Source organism: Paraburkholderia terricola (assembly GCF_900142195.1).
GTDB classification, from domain to species: domain Bacteria; phylum Pseudomonadota; class Gammaproteobacteria; order Burkholderiales; family Burkholderiaceae; genus Paraburkholderia; species Paraburkholderia terricola.
Genome location: NZ_FRAB01000007.1, coordinates 141384 through 157717 on the forward strand (window position 1 = coordinate 141384; position 16334 = coordinate 157717).

Sequence of the window (16334 nt, forward strand, 5' to 3'; positions counted from 1 at the left end):
TTTGCCGCATCACTTCCCGATTACTTCGACCGCTTACTTCTTGCCGGCTTCCGCAAGCGCGGCCAGCGCGGCGGTCACGCCTTCGGCGTAGGCCGGATCGATGCGGCGGAAATGCTCGATCTGACGCGCGACGATCTCCTGCGGCACACCGTTGATATGGCGCGCGATATTGCCGAACAGACGCTCGCGCTGCGCGGTGTCGAAGAGCGCGAACAGCATCGCCGGCTGCGTGTAGTAGTCGTCGTCCAGCCGATGATCGTAGCGATCCACCGCGCCCGCCGCGAGCGGCGGCTCGGACGCATTCGCGTCCTGCGCGAAGTCGCCGAAACGGTTCGGCTCGTAGTTCACGTTACCGCCGAGGTTGCCGTCGGTGCGCATCGCGCCGTCGCGATGGAACGAATGCGGGTTCGGCACGCGCGACGCATTCACCGGAATCTGGTGATGGTTGATGCCGAGGCGATAGCGCTGCGTGTCGCCGTACGAGAACAAACGGCCTTGCAACAGACGGTCCGGCGAGAAGCCGATGCCCGGCACCACGTTGGCCGGCGTGAACGCCGCCTGCTCCACGTCCGCGAAATAGTTGGCCGCATTGCGGTTCAACTCGATCGTGCCGACGTCGATCAACGGATAGTCCTTCTGCGACCACACCTTCGTGATATCGAACGGATTGAAGCGATACGCCGCGGCTTCCGCTTCCGGCATCACCTGAATCGCGAAGCGCCATTTCGGGAAATTGCCCGCGTCGATGTTCGCGACCAGATCGCGCTGCGCGCTTTCACGGTCCTGCGCGACCACTTGCGCCGCTTCGGCATCGGTGAAATTTTCAACGCCCTGCAGCGACTTGAAGTGGAACTTCACCCAGAAACGCTCGTTGTTCGCGTTGACGAACGAGTACGTGTGCGAGCCGAAGCCGTGCATCTGACGATAGTTCTTCGGAATACCGCGATCGCTCATCAGAATCGTCACCTGGTGCAGCGACTCGGGATGGCGCGACCAGAAGTCCCACGCCGCGACGTTGCTGCGCATGTTGGTATACGGGTCGCGCTTTTGCGTGTGGATGAAGTCCGGGAACTTCAGCGGATCGCGGATGAAGAACACCGGCGTGTTGTTGCCGACCACGTCCCAGTTGCCTTCTTCCGTGTAGAACTTGATCGAGAAACCGCGCACGTCGCGTTCCGCGTCGGCCGCGCCGCGCTCGCCCGCCACCGTGGAAAACCGCATGAAGAGCGGCGTTTCCTTGCCGACCTCGGCGAACACTTTCGCCTTCGTGTAGCGCGAGATGTCGTGCGTCACTTTCAGCGTGCCGAATGCGCCCGAGCCTTTGGCGTGAACGCGGCGCTCCGGAATCACTTCACGATCGAAGTGGGCGAGTTTTTCGAGCAGCCATACGTCTTGCAGGACGACCGGGCCGCGCGTGCCGGCGGTCATCGAATTCTGGTTATCGGCGACGGGTGCGCCGGCGGCATTGGTGAGCTTGCGTTCTGACATGCGTGACTCCTGGGTGTCTTGTATCGAAACTGAATGTGGGGAGAGGCGCGGCACACTGATGCCGGAAACTTGAGCCGATATCGAGCGAATGCTAAGTGGGCACTAAGCGGACAGAGCCCGGTCGACCAGCAACGAGAACGCGACGGTGCGCATATTCAGCATCGACGCGGCGAACGCGCGGGGCGTGGCGACGGCTTGGGCTTGCTGCGAATTCGGTTGGGTCATGATGTCCTCCGGGTCTTATGGGATCGGGTGATCCGTTGGAGAAACTATATCAACCCTATCGAACTTCCGTGGTTAATTAATTTAATCTATTTGATAGGCGCGGGACCAACGGCGCCTTGGGCGCTGGCCGGGCCGCCAGGATACTTGGCGAGCCGGCTTCGGCGCGAAACGGGTAAAAATCAGCGGGTGAAAATCAGTTGACGGCGACCGGCAGGTCCAGCTTCTTGACGCCTGGCAGATCGCAGGCGCTGACCGCGTCGCAAATGGCCTCGATGGCGGGCATGCGGGTGAAACTCTTGCGCCAGGCGAGCACGACGCGGCGATCCGGCACCGGCTCGCCGAAAGGAACATAGCTGAGCAGGCCCGAGTCGATGCCGCCCGCATGCGCCTTCACTTCATGCACCGACATGCGCGGCAGCACGGTAATGCCGACGCCGCTCGCCACCATATGGCGAATGGTTTCCAGCGACGAACCTTCGAAAGTCTTCTGGATGCCGTCCGCGTTCTGCGAAAAGCGCATCAATTCCGGGCACACGCCCAATACGTGGTCGCGGAAGCAATGGCCGCTGCCGAGCAGCAGCATGGTTTCCTGCTTTAGATCGTCGGCGTCGATTTCCTTGCGGTTTTCCCACGCGTGGCCCGAGGGCAGCGCGACGACGAACGGCTCGTCGTACAGCGGGCGCAGCATCAGGCCCGTTTCCGGGAAAGGCAACGCCATGATCGCGACGTCGATTTCGCCCTGCTTGAGCAGCTCGATCAGCTTCAGCGTGTAATTTTCCTGCAGCATCAGCGGCATTTGCGGGACGCGCTTGATCATCTGCTTGACGAGCGTGGGCAGCAGATACGGCCCGATCGTATAGATCACGCCGAGGCGCAGCGCCCCGACCAGCGGGTCCTTGCCCTGCTTGGCGATTTCCTTGATGGCGAGCGTCTGTTCGAGGACGCGCTGCGCTTGCGTGACGATCTGTTCGCCGATCGGCGTGACGCTGACCTCGCTGGTGCCGCGCTCGAAAATCTGCACGTTCAACTCGTCTTCGAGCTTCTTGATCGCCACCGACAAGGTCGGCTGGCTAACGAAACACGCTTCGGCGGCCCGGCCGAAGTGCCGCTCGCGGGCAACCGCGACGATGTATTTCAATTCGGTGAGCGTCATTAGGGGACCAATCAGTGCGGTGAATTCGATAGGTTCTAGTTATACACCTATAGGGTCGGTTCGCCAACCTTTTGATCCCCCCGGCTTTCCCGAAGGGTGCCGTTTGTCCGTCAAGGCGGCATCACGCTTTCAGATAGTGCTCGCGCGCCCCGAGCCACCGCGCGAGATGCTGCATCACGACCTCGGGGTATTGCTCGAGCAACGCCGCCGCGGCTTCGCGCGCCGGCTCGATCAGCCACTGATCGTTCTCCAGATCCGCGAAGCGCAGCATGGCCGCGCCCGACTGCCGGGCGCCCAGGAATTCCCCCGGCCCGCGGATCTCGAGGTCCTTTCGGGCGATCTCGAAGCCGTCGGTGGTCTCGCGCATGGTCTGCAAGCGGGCGCGCGCCGTCATCGACAGCGGCCCGGTGTAAAGCAGCACGCAAACCGACGCCGCGCTCCCGCGCCCCACCCGGCCGCGCAACTGGTGCAATTGCGCGAGGCCGAACCGCTCGGCGTGCTCGATCACCATCAACGACGCATTCGGCACGTCGACCCCCACTTCGATCACCGTCGTCGCGACCAGCAACTGCACCTCGTTGCGGGTGAAGGCGTCCATCACCGCCGCCTTCTCGGCCGGCGCGAGCCGGCCATGCACGAGGCCCACGTTCAGTTCGGGCAACGCGGCTACCAGCGTCTCGTAGGTTTCCACCGCAGTCTGCAACTGCAAGGTCTCGCTTTCCTCGATCAGCGGACACACCCAGTACACCTGGCGCCCCGTCAGCGCGGCTTCGCGCACGCGGCCGATCACTTCCTCGCGGCGCGCATCGGACACCAGCTTGGTGAGAATCGGCGTGCGTCCGGGCGGCAATTCGTCGATCGTGGAGACGTCGAGATCGGCGTAATAGGTCATCGCGAGCGTGCGCGGAATCGGCGTGGCGGACATCATCAACTGATGCGGCTGGAACTCGCGCGCGCCGTCGGCGGCTTTGGGCGCCTTGGCGCGCAACGCGAGCCGCTGCGCGACGCCGAAGCGATGCTGTTCGTCGACGATCACGAGCCCCAGCCGCGCGAATTCGACCGCGTCCTGAATGATCGCGTGCGTGCCGATCACGAGCTGCGCCGTGCCGAGCGCGGCGGCTTCGAGCGCGGCGCGCTTTTCGCGGGTCTTGAGACTGCCGGCCAGCCACGCGACGCTCACGCCGAGCGGCTCCAGCCAGCCGCGCAGCTTGCGCGCGTGCTGCTCGGCGAGGATTTCGGTAGGCGCCATCAGCGCGGCCTGATAGCCGGCGTCGATCGCCTGCGCCGCCGCCAGCGCGGCGACGATCGTCTTGCCGCTGCCGACGTCGCCCTGCAGCAACCGCTGCATCGGATGAGGCTGCGTCAGATCGAGCGCGATCTCGCCGCCGACGCGCTCCTGCGCCGCCGTCAGCGAAAACGGCAGCGCCTTCAGCAAACGCGCCACCAGCGCGGATTCGTCGCCCAGCTTGCGGCGCGGCATGGCCGGCGCCGCGCGCCTGCGGCGCTCTTCGTGCGCGCGCTTGAGCGACATCTGCTGCGCGAGCAATTCCTCGAACTTGATGCGCACCCACGCCGGATGCGTGCCGTCGATCAACGCGGTTTCATCGGACTGCACGCCCGGATGATGCAGCGTGCGCACGGCGTCCATCAGCGTCGGCACACCGAGCGGCTGCAGATAGGCGCGCGCGATCGGCTCGGGCAGCAATTCCGGCAACGCGGTGCGCGACAACGCGTTGTCGATCGATTTGCGCAGATACGCCTGGGTCACGCCCGCGGTGCTCGGATACACCGGCGTCAGCGCCTGCGGCAGCGGCGTGTCCTCGTCGACCACGCGCACCGCCGGATGCACCATTTCCAGACCGAAGAAACCGCCGCGCACGTCGCCGCGCACCCGCAGCCGCGCGCCGATCGCCATCTGCTTGACCTGCGAGCCGTAGAAATTCAGAAAGCGCAGTACGAGCTCGTCGCCGGCGTCGTCGCGCAACTTCACCAGCAACTGGCGACGCGGACGATAGGCGATCTCGTTGTCGAACACCACCCCTTCCGTTTGCGCGACGCCGCCCGGCAGCAGGTGGCCGATCGGCGTCAGCGAGGTTTCGTCTTCGTAGCGCATCGGCAGATGCAGCACGAGGTCGATGTCGCGCGTGAGGCCGAGCTTGGCGAGTTTGTCGGCGGGTTTGGCGGCGGGTTTGGCCGCCGGGGACGCGGCTTTCTTTTTGTCCGGCGCGGCGGCGGTTTTGGTGCTGTTCGAGGTTGCCGATTCGGATGCGGATCTGGCGTTGCTCGCGGGGGCTGAGTCAGGTGCGGCTTTGGCGCCGCTGGGAGTTGCCGGGTCCGGTGCGACTTTGGCGTTGGTGGCGTTAGTGGCACCGCTCGCGCCGCTCATCGCGCCGCCCGCGCCAACCGCATCGGCCGCACCCGCCGCCGGCCTGCCCCGCGAGACGCGGCGCTTGGGCTCGGCGCTCACTTCGTCGGTAGCGGAGGGCAATCGGCGTTCGGACAAAGGCATGGGTTGCTTCGCAAGTACAATATCGGCTGTCAAAGATGTCGCCGCCAATCAGCGCGCGGGCTCGCGGGCCGCTCAGGCGTCCCGCAATCATAGCCGCCCGGCTCCGGCTTCGGCTCAATTCCGTCCCAATTCGCTTCCAGTCGTCCGCATGTTTACGCTTTCCGATTTCGATTTCGATCTGCCACCCGAGCTGATCGCGCAAGTCGCGCTGCCCGAGCGCAGCGCGAGCCGTCTGCTCGAGGTGGACAACCCGCTCGATGCGGGCGCCGCGCGCCTGATCGACCGCCGCTTTGCCGAACTGCCCGATTGCATCGCGGCGGGCGACCTGCTCGTCTTCAACGATACCAAAGTCCTGAAGGCGCGTTTCCTCGGCCAGAAGGCCAGCGGCGGCAAGGTCGAAGTGCTGGTGGAGCGCCTCACCGGCGAGCGCACGGCGCTCGCGCAAATCCGCGCGAGCAAGAGCCCGCAGCCGGGCACCACGATCCGCCTGGCCGACGCGTTCGACGTCACCGTCGGCGAACGCGTCGAGCCGTTCTACACGCTGCATTTCCCGGACGACTGCCTGACGCTGATCGAGCAACACGGCCGCCTGCCGTTGCCGCCGTACATCGAGCACGATCCCGACGCAACCGACGAAACGCGTTATCAAACGGTGTTCGCGCAAAATCCGGGCGCGGTCGCCGCGCCCACCGCCGGCCTGCATTTCGACGACGCGCTGCTCGCGAAGCTCGACGCCAAAGGCGTGCAACGCGCGACGCTGACGCTGCACGTCGGCGCGGGCACGTTCCAGCCGGTGCGGGTCGAGAACCTGGCCGAGCACAAGATGCACAGCGAGTGGTATCACCTGCCGCAATCGCTCGCCGACAAGATCGCGGCCACACGCGAGCGCGGCAACCGCGTGATCGCGGTCGGCACGACCTCGATGCGCGCGCTCGAAGCCGCCGCGCGCGACGCCGAAGCCGCCGGCCGGCCGCTTGCCGCCGCCAGCACGGAAACCGACATCTTCATCACGCCGGGCTACAAATTCCGCGTGGTCGACCGGCTGGTGACCAATTTCCATTTGCCGAAGTCGACGCTGCTGATGCTGGTCTCGGCGTTCGCCGGCGTCGAGACGATTCGCAAAGCGTATCGCCATGCGATCGACGAGCGTTACCGCTTCTTCAGCTACGGCGACGCCATGCTGCTTACGCGGCGGGACGGCTGAGACCGTCGTATCGCGCCAATGGCGTTGCGCGCCGGCCATGTGCGCGGTAGTCTGCCGCTCCTTGCCGCGTTGATGTGGCGGCGGTGCTTGCCCCGCTCCTGAGCGGGCATGCCCGCATCTCGAGTTTTATTACCCTGCCGCCGTGGCTGACCCGGCGGCGTTCGATACCGCGCCGGACTGTTCTCCGGTGGCACAGGAGTCTCCATGACCGAAGGTCATACCCACGATACACGCGGCAGCGGCAATACCGGCGGGAACACCGCCCCGCGCCCCGATAACGGCCTCGCATTCGAACTGCTCGGCACCGACGGCCAGGCGCGCCGCGGGCGCGTCACGCTGAATCACGGCGTGGTCGAAACGCCGATCTTCATGCCGGTCGGCACGTACGGCACGGTGAAAGCCGTCCAGCCGCGCGAGCTCGAGGAAATGCACGCGCAGATCATTCTCGGCAACACCTTCCACCTGTGGTTGCGTCCGGGGCTGGAAACGATCGAGGCGCACGGCGGCCTGCATGGCTTCATGGGCTGGAAGAAGCCGATCCTGACGGACTCCGGCGGCTTTCAGGTGTTCTCGCTCGGCGATCTGCGCAAGATCACCGAGGACGGCGTCACGTTCGCTTCGCCGATCAACGGCGACAAGCTGTTCCTGTCGCCGGAAGTATCGATGCAGATCCAGAAGGTGCTGAACTCGGACATCGTCATGCAGTTCGACGAATGCACGCCGTACGCCACCAACAATGTGCCGACCTCGCACCAGGAAGCCGCCGATTCGATGCGCATGTCGATGCGCTGGGCGAAGCGCTCGATCGACGAATTCAACCGGCTCGGCAATCCGAATGCGCTGTTCGGCATCGTCCAGGGCGGCATGTTCGAGGATCTGCGCGACGAATCGCTGGCGGGTCTCGCGGAAATGGATTTCCACGGGCTGGCGATCGGCGGGTTGTCGGTCGGCGAGCCGAAGGAAGACATGATGCGCGTGCTGAACCACATCGGCCCGAAGCTGCCGGCCGACAAGCCGCACTACCTGATGGGCGTCGGCACGCCGGAGGATCTGGTGGCGGGCGTCGCAGCCGGCGTCGACATGTTCGACTGCGTGATGCCGACCCGCAACGCACGCAACGGCTGGCTGTTCACGCGTTTCGGCGACATCAAGATCCGCAACGCGGCGCACAAAAATTCGCTGCGCCCGCTCGACGAGCAATGCGGCTGCTATACCTGTCGAAACTTCACCCGCGGCTATCTGCACCATCTGCATCGCGTGGGGGAAATCCTCGGCGCGCAGCTCAACACGATCCACAACCTGCACTACTACCTCGAACTGATGCAGGAAATGCGCGACGCCATCGACGCAAAAATGTTCGAGCCGTTCCGCCGGCGCTTCCAGGAGAACCGCGCGCGCGGTATCGACTAGACAGACGGTGCGCGCGCCGAAGGATTTGCATGAGGATTCCGTCGGCGTCACGCGGAAAACCTTACAATCCACTTTCGCGCGCGAGGTAAACAGGCTTTAACCGATTGATCGCAAAGCCGATTCGCCGCGCCGACGCGCATAGGGCCAGTGGTAGAATAACCGGCTGATTTTTTTGATCGTTTTTGACTTATAACGGAGAGACCAACGTGTCGTTCATTTCCAATGCCTTCGCTCAAGGCACAGCAACTGGTGGCATTGAATCGAATCTGATGAGCTTCCTGCCGCTGATCTTGATGTTCGGCGTGCTGTACTTCATCATGATTCGCCCGCAAATGAAGCGCCAGAAGGAACATCGCAGCATGCTCGCCGCGATGGCCAAGGGCGACGAGGTAGTGACGAATGGCGGCATCGTCGGCAAGGTGACCAAGGTGGGCGAAGCTTACGTCGGCATCGAAATCTCGGAAGGCACGGAAATCACCGTGCAAAAAGCGTCGGTCACGACGATTCTCCCGAAGGGCACGATCAAGTCGCTGTAAGGCCTGCTCTCTCGCGTCCGGCGCGGCCTCGCCGGCGGTTCATGCAACGCAACGCTGAACCGCCCGCGCTCATCGCCGGGCGCATCGCTTCCAAGCCAACCTTCCCGTTGGACCACTCATGAATCGTTACCCCCTCTGGAAATACGCCGTGATGCTGGTGGCTCTGGTCATCGGCCTCGTGTACACGCTGCCCAATCTGTTCGGCGAAGCGCCGGCGGTGCAGGTGTCGAGCGGCAAGGCAACGGTCAAGCTCGACTCGACCACGCTGTCGGCGGTCGAAGCCGCGCTCGCGGCCAGTCAGATCAAGCCGGCCGACGTCACGTTCGACAACACGTCGGCCAACGCGAACATTCGCGTGCGCCTGACGGACACCGACACGCAATTGCGCGTGAAGGACCTGCTGCAGAAGTCGCTGAACAGCGACCCCACCGACCCGCAGTTCATCGTCGCGCTGAACCTGCAAAGCGCGTCGCCGCGCTGGCTGACCGCCTTGCACGCGCTGCCGATGTATCTCGGTCTCGACCTGCGCGGCGGCGTGCACTTCCTGCTGCAGGTCGACATGGCCGGCGCGCTCAACAAGAAGCTCGACTCGGACGCCTCGGACGCGCGCACGCTCCTGCGCGACAACAACATCCGCGACGGCGGCGTGAATCGCGTCAACCAGACGGTGGTGATCAATTTCGCCGACCAGGCCACGGCGGACGCGGCGCTCAAGCAACTGGGCCGCGGCATCAGCGAACTCCAGTGGGCCTCGCAAGCCAGCGCCGACGGCAGCGTGCAACTCGTCGGCACGTTCACGCCCGCGGTGCAGAAAACCGTCGAGGATGCGGCGCTCAAGCAGAACATCACCACGCTGCATAACCGCGTGAACGAACTCGGCGTGGCCGAGCCGGTGATCCAGCAGCAAGGCGCGGATCGCATCGTGGTCGAACTGCCGGGCGTGCAGGACACGGCGAAGGCGAAGGACATCATCGGCCGCACGGCAACGCTCGAAGCGCGTCTGGCCGACCCGGTCAACACGCACCCGAATCCGTCCGACCCGGTGCCGCCGGGCGACGAACTGTTCACGCAAGGCAACCAGACGCCGGTGCTGCTGAGAAAGCAGATCATCTTCACGGGCGACCGGATTATCGACGCGTCGGCCGGGTTCGACGAACATCAGCGTCCGTCGGTCAACATCCGCCTCGATTCGGCGGGTGGGCGCGCGGTGCGCAGCGTGTCGCGCGACAACATCGGCAAGCCGATGGCGATGGTGCTGTTCGAAAAGGGCAAGGGCGAAGTGCTGACGGTGGCGACCATCCAGTCGGAACTGGGCGACCGCTTCCAGATCACCGGCCAGGCCACGCCGCAAGGCGCCGCCGACCTCGCGCTGCTGCTGCGCGCCGGTTCGCTGGCGGCCCCAATGGAGATCATCGAGGAACGCACGATCGGTCCGAGCCTCGGCGCGGACAACATCAACAAGGGCTTCCACTCGGTGGTGTGGGGCTTCGCGGCAATCGCCGTCTTCATGATCGCGTACTACATGCTGTTCGGCGTGATTTCGATGATCGGCCTGTCGGTCAACCTGCTGCTGCTGGTCGCCGTGCTGTCGATGCTGCAGGCCACGCTCACCTTGCCGGGTATCGCCGCTATCGCGCTCGCGCTCGGTATGGCGATCGACGCGAACGTGCTGATCAACGAGCGCGTGCGTGAGGAACTGCGCCACGGCGCGCCGCCGCAACTGGCGATCCAGAACGGCTACGCGCACGCATGGGCGACGATTCTCGACTCGAACGTCACCACGCTGATCGCCGGTCTCGCGCTGCTCGCGTTCGGCTCGGGCCCGGTGCGCGGCTTCGCGATGGTCCACTGTATCGGCATTCTGACGTCGATGTTCTCGGCCGTGTTCTTCTCGCGCGGCCTCGTCAACCTCTGGTACGGCGGCAAGAAGAAGCTCAAGTCGCTGGCGATCGGCCAGGTGTGGCGTCCGCAAGCGGAAGGTATCGACGGTGCCGCCGCTTACCTCGGTAACGAAGACGCCGCAACGGATACCGCACAAGCCGTCGCTGCCGTCACCGCGAAGCCGAAGGCCAACGCTGGCGCGCAAGCGCGTGCCGGCAAGCCGACCGTGCGCCGCCGCAATGCGTCGAATGCGTCGCCGAATGCGTCGAACACGCCGCAGAAACCGGGTTCATCCCGCTGAGTCCCGGAGAACAAGACCATGGAATTTTTCCGTTTTCGCAAAGACATTCCGTTCATGCAGCGTGCGTTGATCTTCAACGCAGTCTCGCTGTTGACGTTCCTTGCCGCTGTGTTCTTCCTGCTGCATCGCGGGCTGCATCTGTCGGTGGAGTTCACCGGCGGCACCGTCATCGAAGTGCAGTATCCGGGCGCCGCGCCGCTCGAACCGGTGCGCGGCACGCTCGCGAGACTCGGCTATGCCGACGCGCAAGTGCAGAACTTCGGCACCTCGCGCGACGTGCTGATCCGCTTGCCGCTCAAGCAGGGCTTTACGTCCGCGCAACAGAGCGACCAGGTGATGGGCGCGCTGCGAACCGAGACGCCGCAGGTGCAATTGCAGCGCGTCGAGTTCGTCGGCCCGCAGGTCGGCAAGGAACTGGCCACGGACGGCTTGCTCGCGCTCGCCTGCGTGGTGATCGGCATCGTGATCTACCTGTCGTTCCGTTTCGAATGGAAGTACGCGGTGGCCGGCGTGATCGCGAACCTGCACGACGTGATCATCATTCTCGGCTTCTTTGCGTTCTTCCAGTGGGAGTTCTCGCTGTCGGTGCTGGCCGCGGTGCTCGCGGTGCTCGGCTATTCGGTGAACGAGTCGGTGGTTATTTTCGACCGGATTCGCGAAACCTTCCGCCGCGAACGCAAGATGACCGTGATCGAGGTGATCAACCACGCGATCACCAGCACGATGTCGCGCACGATCATCACGCACGGCTGTACGCAAATGATGGTGCTGTCGATGTTCCTGTTCGGCGGCCCCACGCTGCACTACTTCGCGCTCGCGTTGACGGTGGGTATCCTGTTTGGTATCTACTCGTCGGTGTTCGTCGCGGCGGCGCTCGCCATGTGGTTCGGCGTGAAGCGTGAAGATCTGTTGAAGGACAAGAAGGTCGGCACCGATCCAAACGATCCGAACGCGGGCGCGCAAGTCTGAGCCGGTTGTAGCCGCAGACTTCGCAGCTCCATGCAAAAGGCCGGTTCTCTCGAACCGGCCTTTTGCGTTTACCGCCGCGCTCGCCGAGGCGCGGCGAAAAAACTTCGCGCCTCAGCGAAACCCGAGCTTGCGCCGCGCCGCCATCAACGCGACGAGACTCACCACGGCGGCAAAAATCAGGTAGTAGCTCGGCGCCGCCTTCGAACCCGTGAAGCCGATCAGCCACGCGATGATGAACGGCCCAAAGCCGCCGAAAATCGTCACCGCGATGTTATAGGCGAGCGACATGCCGGTGGTACGCGTCTGCACCGGGAACATCTCCGAGAGCAAACCCGGCAGCGCCGAGAAGTAACCCGTCATCAGAAAGCCGAACACGATCTGCAGCGCGATCAGCGTGCCGAAGCTCGGATGCGCGATCAGATACACGAAGGCCGGATAGATCAGGACGAGCAGCAGCAGCGCCGGCGCCAGCATGATCGTGGTGCGCCCGTAGCGGTCCGACAGATGGCCGACCAGCGGCGCGAACAGCATCTGGATCACGCCGGTCAACGCGATCGCCCCGAAGGCGACCGAGGGCGCGAGCCCCAGTTGCTTGACGCCGTAAGTCGGCATGTACAGCACCAGATAGGTGGAGACCGTCCCCAGCACCACCACCCCGATTGCGATCAGCAAGCGCAGCTTCTGGCTCGTGAACGTGTCGCGCAGCGGCGTGGTGGTGGTTTCCGCCGCGAGGAACTCGGGGGTCTCGTCGAGCCGGGTGCGGATGTACCAGGCGACCGGCCCGATCAGGAGACCAAAGACGAACGGCACGCGCCAGCCCCACGACGCCATGTGTTGCGGCGAGAGTTCGCCGGTCAGCAGCGCGCCGAAACCGGCGGCGAGCAGCGTGGTCAGCCCCTGGCTCGCCACCTGCCAGCTGGCGAAGAAACCGCGCCGGCCCGGCACATGCTCGGCGAGGAACGCCGTCGCGCTGCCGAACTCGCCGCCCGCCGAGAAACCCTGCATCAAACGGGCGATCACGAGGATCACCGGCGCGGCGAGGCCGATGCTCGAGTAGGTCGGCAAGACCGCGATGATCAGCGTGCCGCCCATCATCAGCACGATCGACAGCGTGAGCGCCGCCTTGCGCCCGGCGCGGTCCGCGTAAGCGCCGATCACCACCGCGCCCAGCGGCCGCATGAAGAACGACACGCCGAAGGTGCCGAGCGTGAGCAGCAGCGAGACCGTCTCATTGCCGGCCGGGAAAAACAGCTTCGCGATGATCACCGCGAAAAAACCGTACACCACGAGGTCGAACCATTCGAGCGCGTTGCCGATCGAGGCGGCGACCACCGCTCGCCACGAGTTCTGCCGGGTTCCCGCCCGGCTGACGGCTGTCGTTGCGTCCATGAAGATCTCCAATTCGCGCGAGCTGTTATTGATTCGGGCTCTTTTACGCCCGATATGGCCGACTGGCTGCGCGCGCAGCCAACCGGCCTCAGCGCTCTATGTATCTTAAAAATTAAACGGATGCTATCGCCAAATGACGGCGAGCCGCTACCTCAGGTCTGCGGCGCTTCAGACAGGCAATAAAAAACCGCTTCCTCGCCAAAGCGAATGGAAGCGGTTTTTGTTGCGGCGTAACGTGGACGCCATTCAATGCGATCAGGCAAAAAGGCGTGTCGAGGCGCTTATTGCTTGATGCCCTCGGCCTGAATATGCAGCTTGGTATCCATATTGAAGCCGTACTTCACGCCGGAATCCATGCCGTAATCGGCGCGGCTGAAATGGCCGCTCGCCTCGACGCCGCACACTTCCCGCTTGAGCATCGGATGCGGCATGCACTTGAACGATTCGATCTTCAGATTCAGCGGTTTGGTCACGCCGTGCATCGTCAGGCTGCCGACCACTTCAACCGGCTTGTCGCCGTCGAACTTGATGTCGGTGCCTTTGTAAGTCGCCGACGGGAATTTGGCCACGTCGAAGAAATCCGAGCCCTGCAGGTGCTCGTCGAGCTTGCCGTTGCCGGTCTGAACCGACGCCGGATCGACCGTCACCTCCACCGTGCCGGTTTTCGCCGTGCGGTCGAGCGTCACCGTGCCGGAGCTCTTGGCGAACTTGCCGCGCCACACCGAGAGGCCGCCGAAGTGATCCGCCTCGAAGCTCGGATACGTGTGAGTCGGATCGAGTTGATAGGTGTCGGCGGCGGCGAACGCGCCGAGCGAGAGCGAGGAAGCCAATGCGCCAACGGCGATCAACATGGATGTTTTCAATTCATGCTCCTTGGTCTTTGAAAAAAAGCGGCTGCGCCGGAACAGCGCAGCGAACGTCACTTGCGTGCTGCAACGATATGAAACTTGATCACCACCTCGTCGGCGACCACCGACGTGTCTTTCCATTCGCCGGTGCCGATGTCGAATTGCGAACGCTTGATCGGCAGCGCACCGTCGAAGGTTTCCGTGCCGCCCTGCTGCGTGACCGTGACCGGCACCACCACCGTCTGCGATTTGCCCTTGATGGTCAGCTTGCCGGTCACCTTGAACTGGTTGCCGCCGGCGGGCGCGATCGCGCTCGAAACGAAGGTGGCGCTCGGATAGGTCCTGGCGTCGAACCAGTCCTTGCCGCGCACCTGCTCGTTATAACTTTCGTCGCCGAGATCGTAGCTGGCGACGTCGATGTTGATCTGCGCGCTGCCCTCGGCGGGCTTCGCCGGATCGAACTTGACCTGCGCCGTGAACTTGCCGAACTTGCCTTCGACCGGCACGTTCATCTGCTTCGAGGTGGCCGTCACCGAACTCTTCGCGACGTCGACCTGGGCGAGCGCGCTGCCGGCCGCGGTCAACGAGGCCGCCGCGAACGCGGCGAGCATGTAGCGGTAAAACGAAACTTTCATGGTCGTCCTTATTTGATGAAAGGGAGCATGCGCGACAGCAGACCGTCGCGGTCCAGCCATTGATGCTTGAGCGCGGCCGCGACGTGCAGCGCGACCAGCACGAGCAACATGTAATTCAGCGCGATATGCACGTTCTTCAGCAGTTCCTTGAGATGCGGATCAGGCGCGATCAGGCGCGGCAGCGGAATCAGCCCGAGGTACACCACCGGCACGTTGGCCGCCGAACTGTACAGATAGCCCGACAGGGGAATCACGATCATCAGCACGTACAGCAACACATGCGTGAGATGCGCGGCGCCGCGCTGCCAGGCCGGCATGCGGCGCGGCATCGGCGGGCCGACGTGCGTGGCGCGCCAGAGAATGCGCAGCACCGCGAGCGCGAACACCGTCACGCCGATCCACTTGTGCCACGAGAAGTAGCGCAGCTTGGTGGGCGTGAAGCCGGGGATGTCGGTCATCACCCAGCCGAGCGCGAAGCCGCACACGATCAGGAGCGCGATCAGCCAGTGAAAGGCGATCGCGGTGCGCGTGTACGACTCCTGTTCGCCGAAGGAAGGATTGATTGCCATGACAGATCAGCACGAGCCAATAAAGGTTAACGGCGCGGCCGGCCCCGCTATTCCCCATGCGGATGCAAACCGTGCATCCAACGGGAACATTTCACCGGAACATGCCATGCGGCACACGCCAAGGCCGCCATGCTACCCCAAGCGGAAAAAGCTGGCTGCGGCTCGTGTCGAGTGCGCCGCTGGAAGCTTTCAATCGCTGTGCATCCCTATTGAACAATTAGGGACGGAGGTTGTCAGAGCCACGGCGATTCCGTTAGAAACCAGTCGAACGGCGACGCAGCCCGCGTCGCAACTGTATTCGGGGTGCGGCCGGCGCGACGCCCGGGCGCGTTTTGGTACTATTGCTGCAAATTTTGCAGACCCGCGCGACAAGAACCGGTATTGCACGCTCCCCCTCACACCGTAGGCCTTTTGCCGCATGGACCATGAGAACCTGATCGCGTGCCACGAATGCGATACGCTGTTCCGCAAGCCAACGCTTGTCGGGCGCAAGGTCGCGCGCTGTCCGCGCTGCGGCGCAACGCTCTACAGCGGGGTCTCCCGCAAGCTCGACAGCATCTGCGCCATGACGCTCGGCGCGCTGATCACCTTCCTGATCGCTCAGGGCTTTCCCATCGTCGAACTCGAAGCCAACGGCATCACCTCGCAAACCACGCTGTTCGGCGCGCTCGTCGCGCTGTGGAACGAGGACATGCAGATCGTCGCCGTCATGGTGTTCTGCTCGACCGTGCTGTTTCCGCTCACCGAACTGGTCGCGCTGCTCTACGTGCTGATCCCGCTGCGCGCGGGCCACGTGCCGCCCGCCTTCAACCAGGTGCTGCGCGCGATTCAATTCGTGCGCCCGTGGGGCATGATCGAGGTCTTCATGCTCGGCGTGCTGATCACGATCGTGAAGATGGTGAGTCTCGCGCGCGTGATTCCCGAGGCGGCGCTCTTTGCGTTCGGCGCGCTCACGCTGATGTTCGCGGTGGTCGTGACGTTCGATCCGCGCATTCTGTGGGATCTCGCCGACGAGCTGGGCGCCGGCACGCGGCGGCCGCGACCGCGTACCGCCGCCGACAGCGCGGCGGCGGCCGTCAGTTCGGTTGCCGGGCCACCCGCGCCGCCCGGCATGCACAATGCCGGGCGAAGCGCGGTGCAAAGCGCGGCACAAACGCCGGCGTCCCCCGCTTCGCCGCGCGGCGCGCCGCCGAAGCCGCGTCACGGGTGAGCGCACG

Annotated in this window: 14 protein-coding genes; 6 read left to right on the forward strand and 8 right to left on the reverse strand. The window is 64.3% G+C overall.

The window, feature by feature from the left end; all coding sequences use genetic code 11:
• Nucleotides 1-33 precede the first annotated feature (33 nt).
• The 4 genes from BUE39_RS08615 to recG form a co-directional block, all read right to left on the reverse strand.
• Complete coding sequence (locus BUE39_RS08615; RefSeq protein ID WP_073428225.1) at nucleotides 34-1488, reverse strand: catalase; 1455 nt, start codon at nucleotides 1486-1488, stop codon at nucleotides 34-36.
• A gap of 102 nt (nucleotides 1489-1590) precedes the next feature.
• Nucleotides 1591-1713 carry a hypothetical protein gene (locus tag BUE39_RS35880; RefSeq protein ID WP_268801988.1) on the reverse strand — a complete coding sequence of 41 codons (123 nt, stop codon included), beginning with the start codon at nucleotides 1711-1713 and terminating at the stop codon, nucleotides 1591-1593.
• Nucleotides 1714-1906: 193 nt separating this feature from the next.
• Nucleotides 1907-2866 (reverse strand): hydrogen peroxide-inducible genes activator, encoded by a 960-nt coding sequence (locus BUE39_RS08620; RefSeq protein WP_073428226.1) that lies wholly within the window; start codon nucleotides 2864-2866, stop codon nucleotides 1907-1909.
• A gap of 121 nt (nucleotides 2867-2987) precedes the next feature.
• Nucleotides 2988-5375, reverse strand: a complete 2388-nt coding sequence (recG, locus tag BUE39_RS08625; RefSeq protein WP_073428227.1) for an ATP-dependent DNA helicase RecG — start codon at nucleotides 5373-5375, stop codon at nucleotides 2988-2990.
• A gap of 148 nt (nucleotides 5376-5523) precedes the next feature.
• Between recG and queA the strand changes: the two genes are divergently transcribed.
• The 5 genes from queA (at nucleotide 5524) to secF (ending at nucleotide 11676) form a co-directional block, all read left to right on the forward strand.
• Nucleotides 5524-6579, forward strand: coding sequence for a tRNA preQ1(34) S-adenosylmethionine ribosyltransferase-isomerase QueA (gene queA, locus BUE39_RS08630; protein WP_073428228.1), 1056 nt, complete (start codon nucleotides 5524-5526; stop codon nucleotides 6577-6579).
• 204 nt (nucleotides 6580-6783) lie between these two features.
• Complete coding sequence (gene tgt, locus BUE39_RS08635) at nucleotides 6784-7989, forward strand: tRNA guanosine(34) transglycosylase Tgt (RefSeq protein ID WP_073428229.1); 1206 nt, start codon at nucleotides 6784-6786, stop codon at nucleotides 7987-7989.
• A 206-nt stretch (nucleotides 7990-8195) separates the two neighbouring features.
• Entirely contained in the window at nucleotides 8196-8525 is a 330-nt protein-coding gene (gene yajC / locus BUE39_RS08640; RefSeq protein WP_073428230.1) for a preprotein translocase subunit YajC, read from the forward strand.
• A 118-nt stretch (nucleotides 8526-8643) separates the two neighbouring features.
• On the forward strand, nucleotides 8644-10707 hold the full coding sequence (gene secD, locus BUE39_RS08645) for a protein translocase subunit SecD (RefSeq protein ID WP_073428231.1): 2064 nt from the start codon (nucleotides 8644-8646) through the stop codon (nucleotides 10705-10707).
• 18 nt (nucleotides 10708-10725) lie between these two features.
• Nucleotides 10726-11676 (forward strand): protein translocase subunit SecF, encoded by a 951-nt coding sequence (secF, locus tag BUE39_RS08650; protein WP_073428232.1) that lies wholly within the window; start codon nucleotides 10726-10728, stop codon nucleotides 11674-11676.
• A gap of 111 nt (nucleotides 11677-11787) precedes the next feature.
• Here secF and BUE39_RS08655 read toward each other — a convergent pair whose 3' ends face one another.
• The 4 genes from BUE39_RS08655 to BUE39_RS08670 all read right to left on the reverse strand — a co-directional run bounded on the left by BUE39_RS08655 (nucleotide 11788) and on the right by BUE39_RS08670 (nucleotide 15117).
• On the reverse strand, nucleotides 11788-13065 hold the full coding sequence (locus tag BUE39_RS08655) for an MFS transporter (protein WP_073428233.1): 1278 nt from the start codon (nucleotides 13063-13065) through the stop codon (nucleotides 11788-11790).
• A 281-nt stretch (nucleotides 13066-13346) separates the two neighbouring features.
• On the reverse strand, nucleotides 13347-13916 hold the full coding sequence (locus tag BUE39_RS08660) for a YceI family protein (RefSeq protein ID WP_073428303.1): 570 nt from the start codon (nucleotides 13914-13916) through the stop codon (nucleotides 13347-13349).
• A 68-nt stretch (nucleotides 13917-13984) separates the two neighbouring features.
• Nucleotides 13985-14548, reverse strand: a complete 564-nt coding sequence (locus BUE39_RS08665; protein ID WP_073428234.1) for a YceI family protein — start codon at nucleotides 14546-14548, stop codon at nucleotides 13985-13987.
• 8 nt (nucleotides 14549-14556) lie between these two features.
• Nucleotides 14557-15117 carry a cytochrome b gene (locus BUE39_RS08670; RefSeq protein ID WP_073428235.1) on the reverse strand — a complete coding sequence of 187 codons (561 nt, stop codon included), beginning with the start codon at nucleotides 15115-15117 and terminating at the stop codon, nucleotides 14557-14559.
• 418 nt (nucleotides 15118-15535) lie between these two features.
• On the opposite strand from BUE39_RS08670, the gene BUE39_RS08675 reads away from it, so the two are divergent.
• Nucleotides 15536-16327: a paraquat-inducible protein A gene (locus BUE39_RS08675; RefSeq protein WP_073428236.1), complete on the forward strand. Its 792-nt coding sequence runs from the start codon at nucleotides 15536-15538 to the stop codon at nucleotides 16325-16327.
• Nucleotides 16328-16334: the final 7 nt, after the last annotated feature.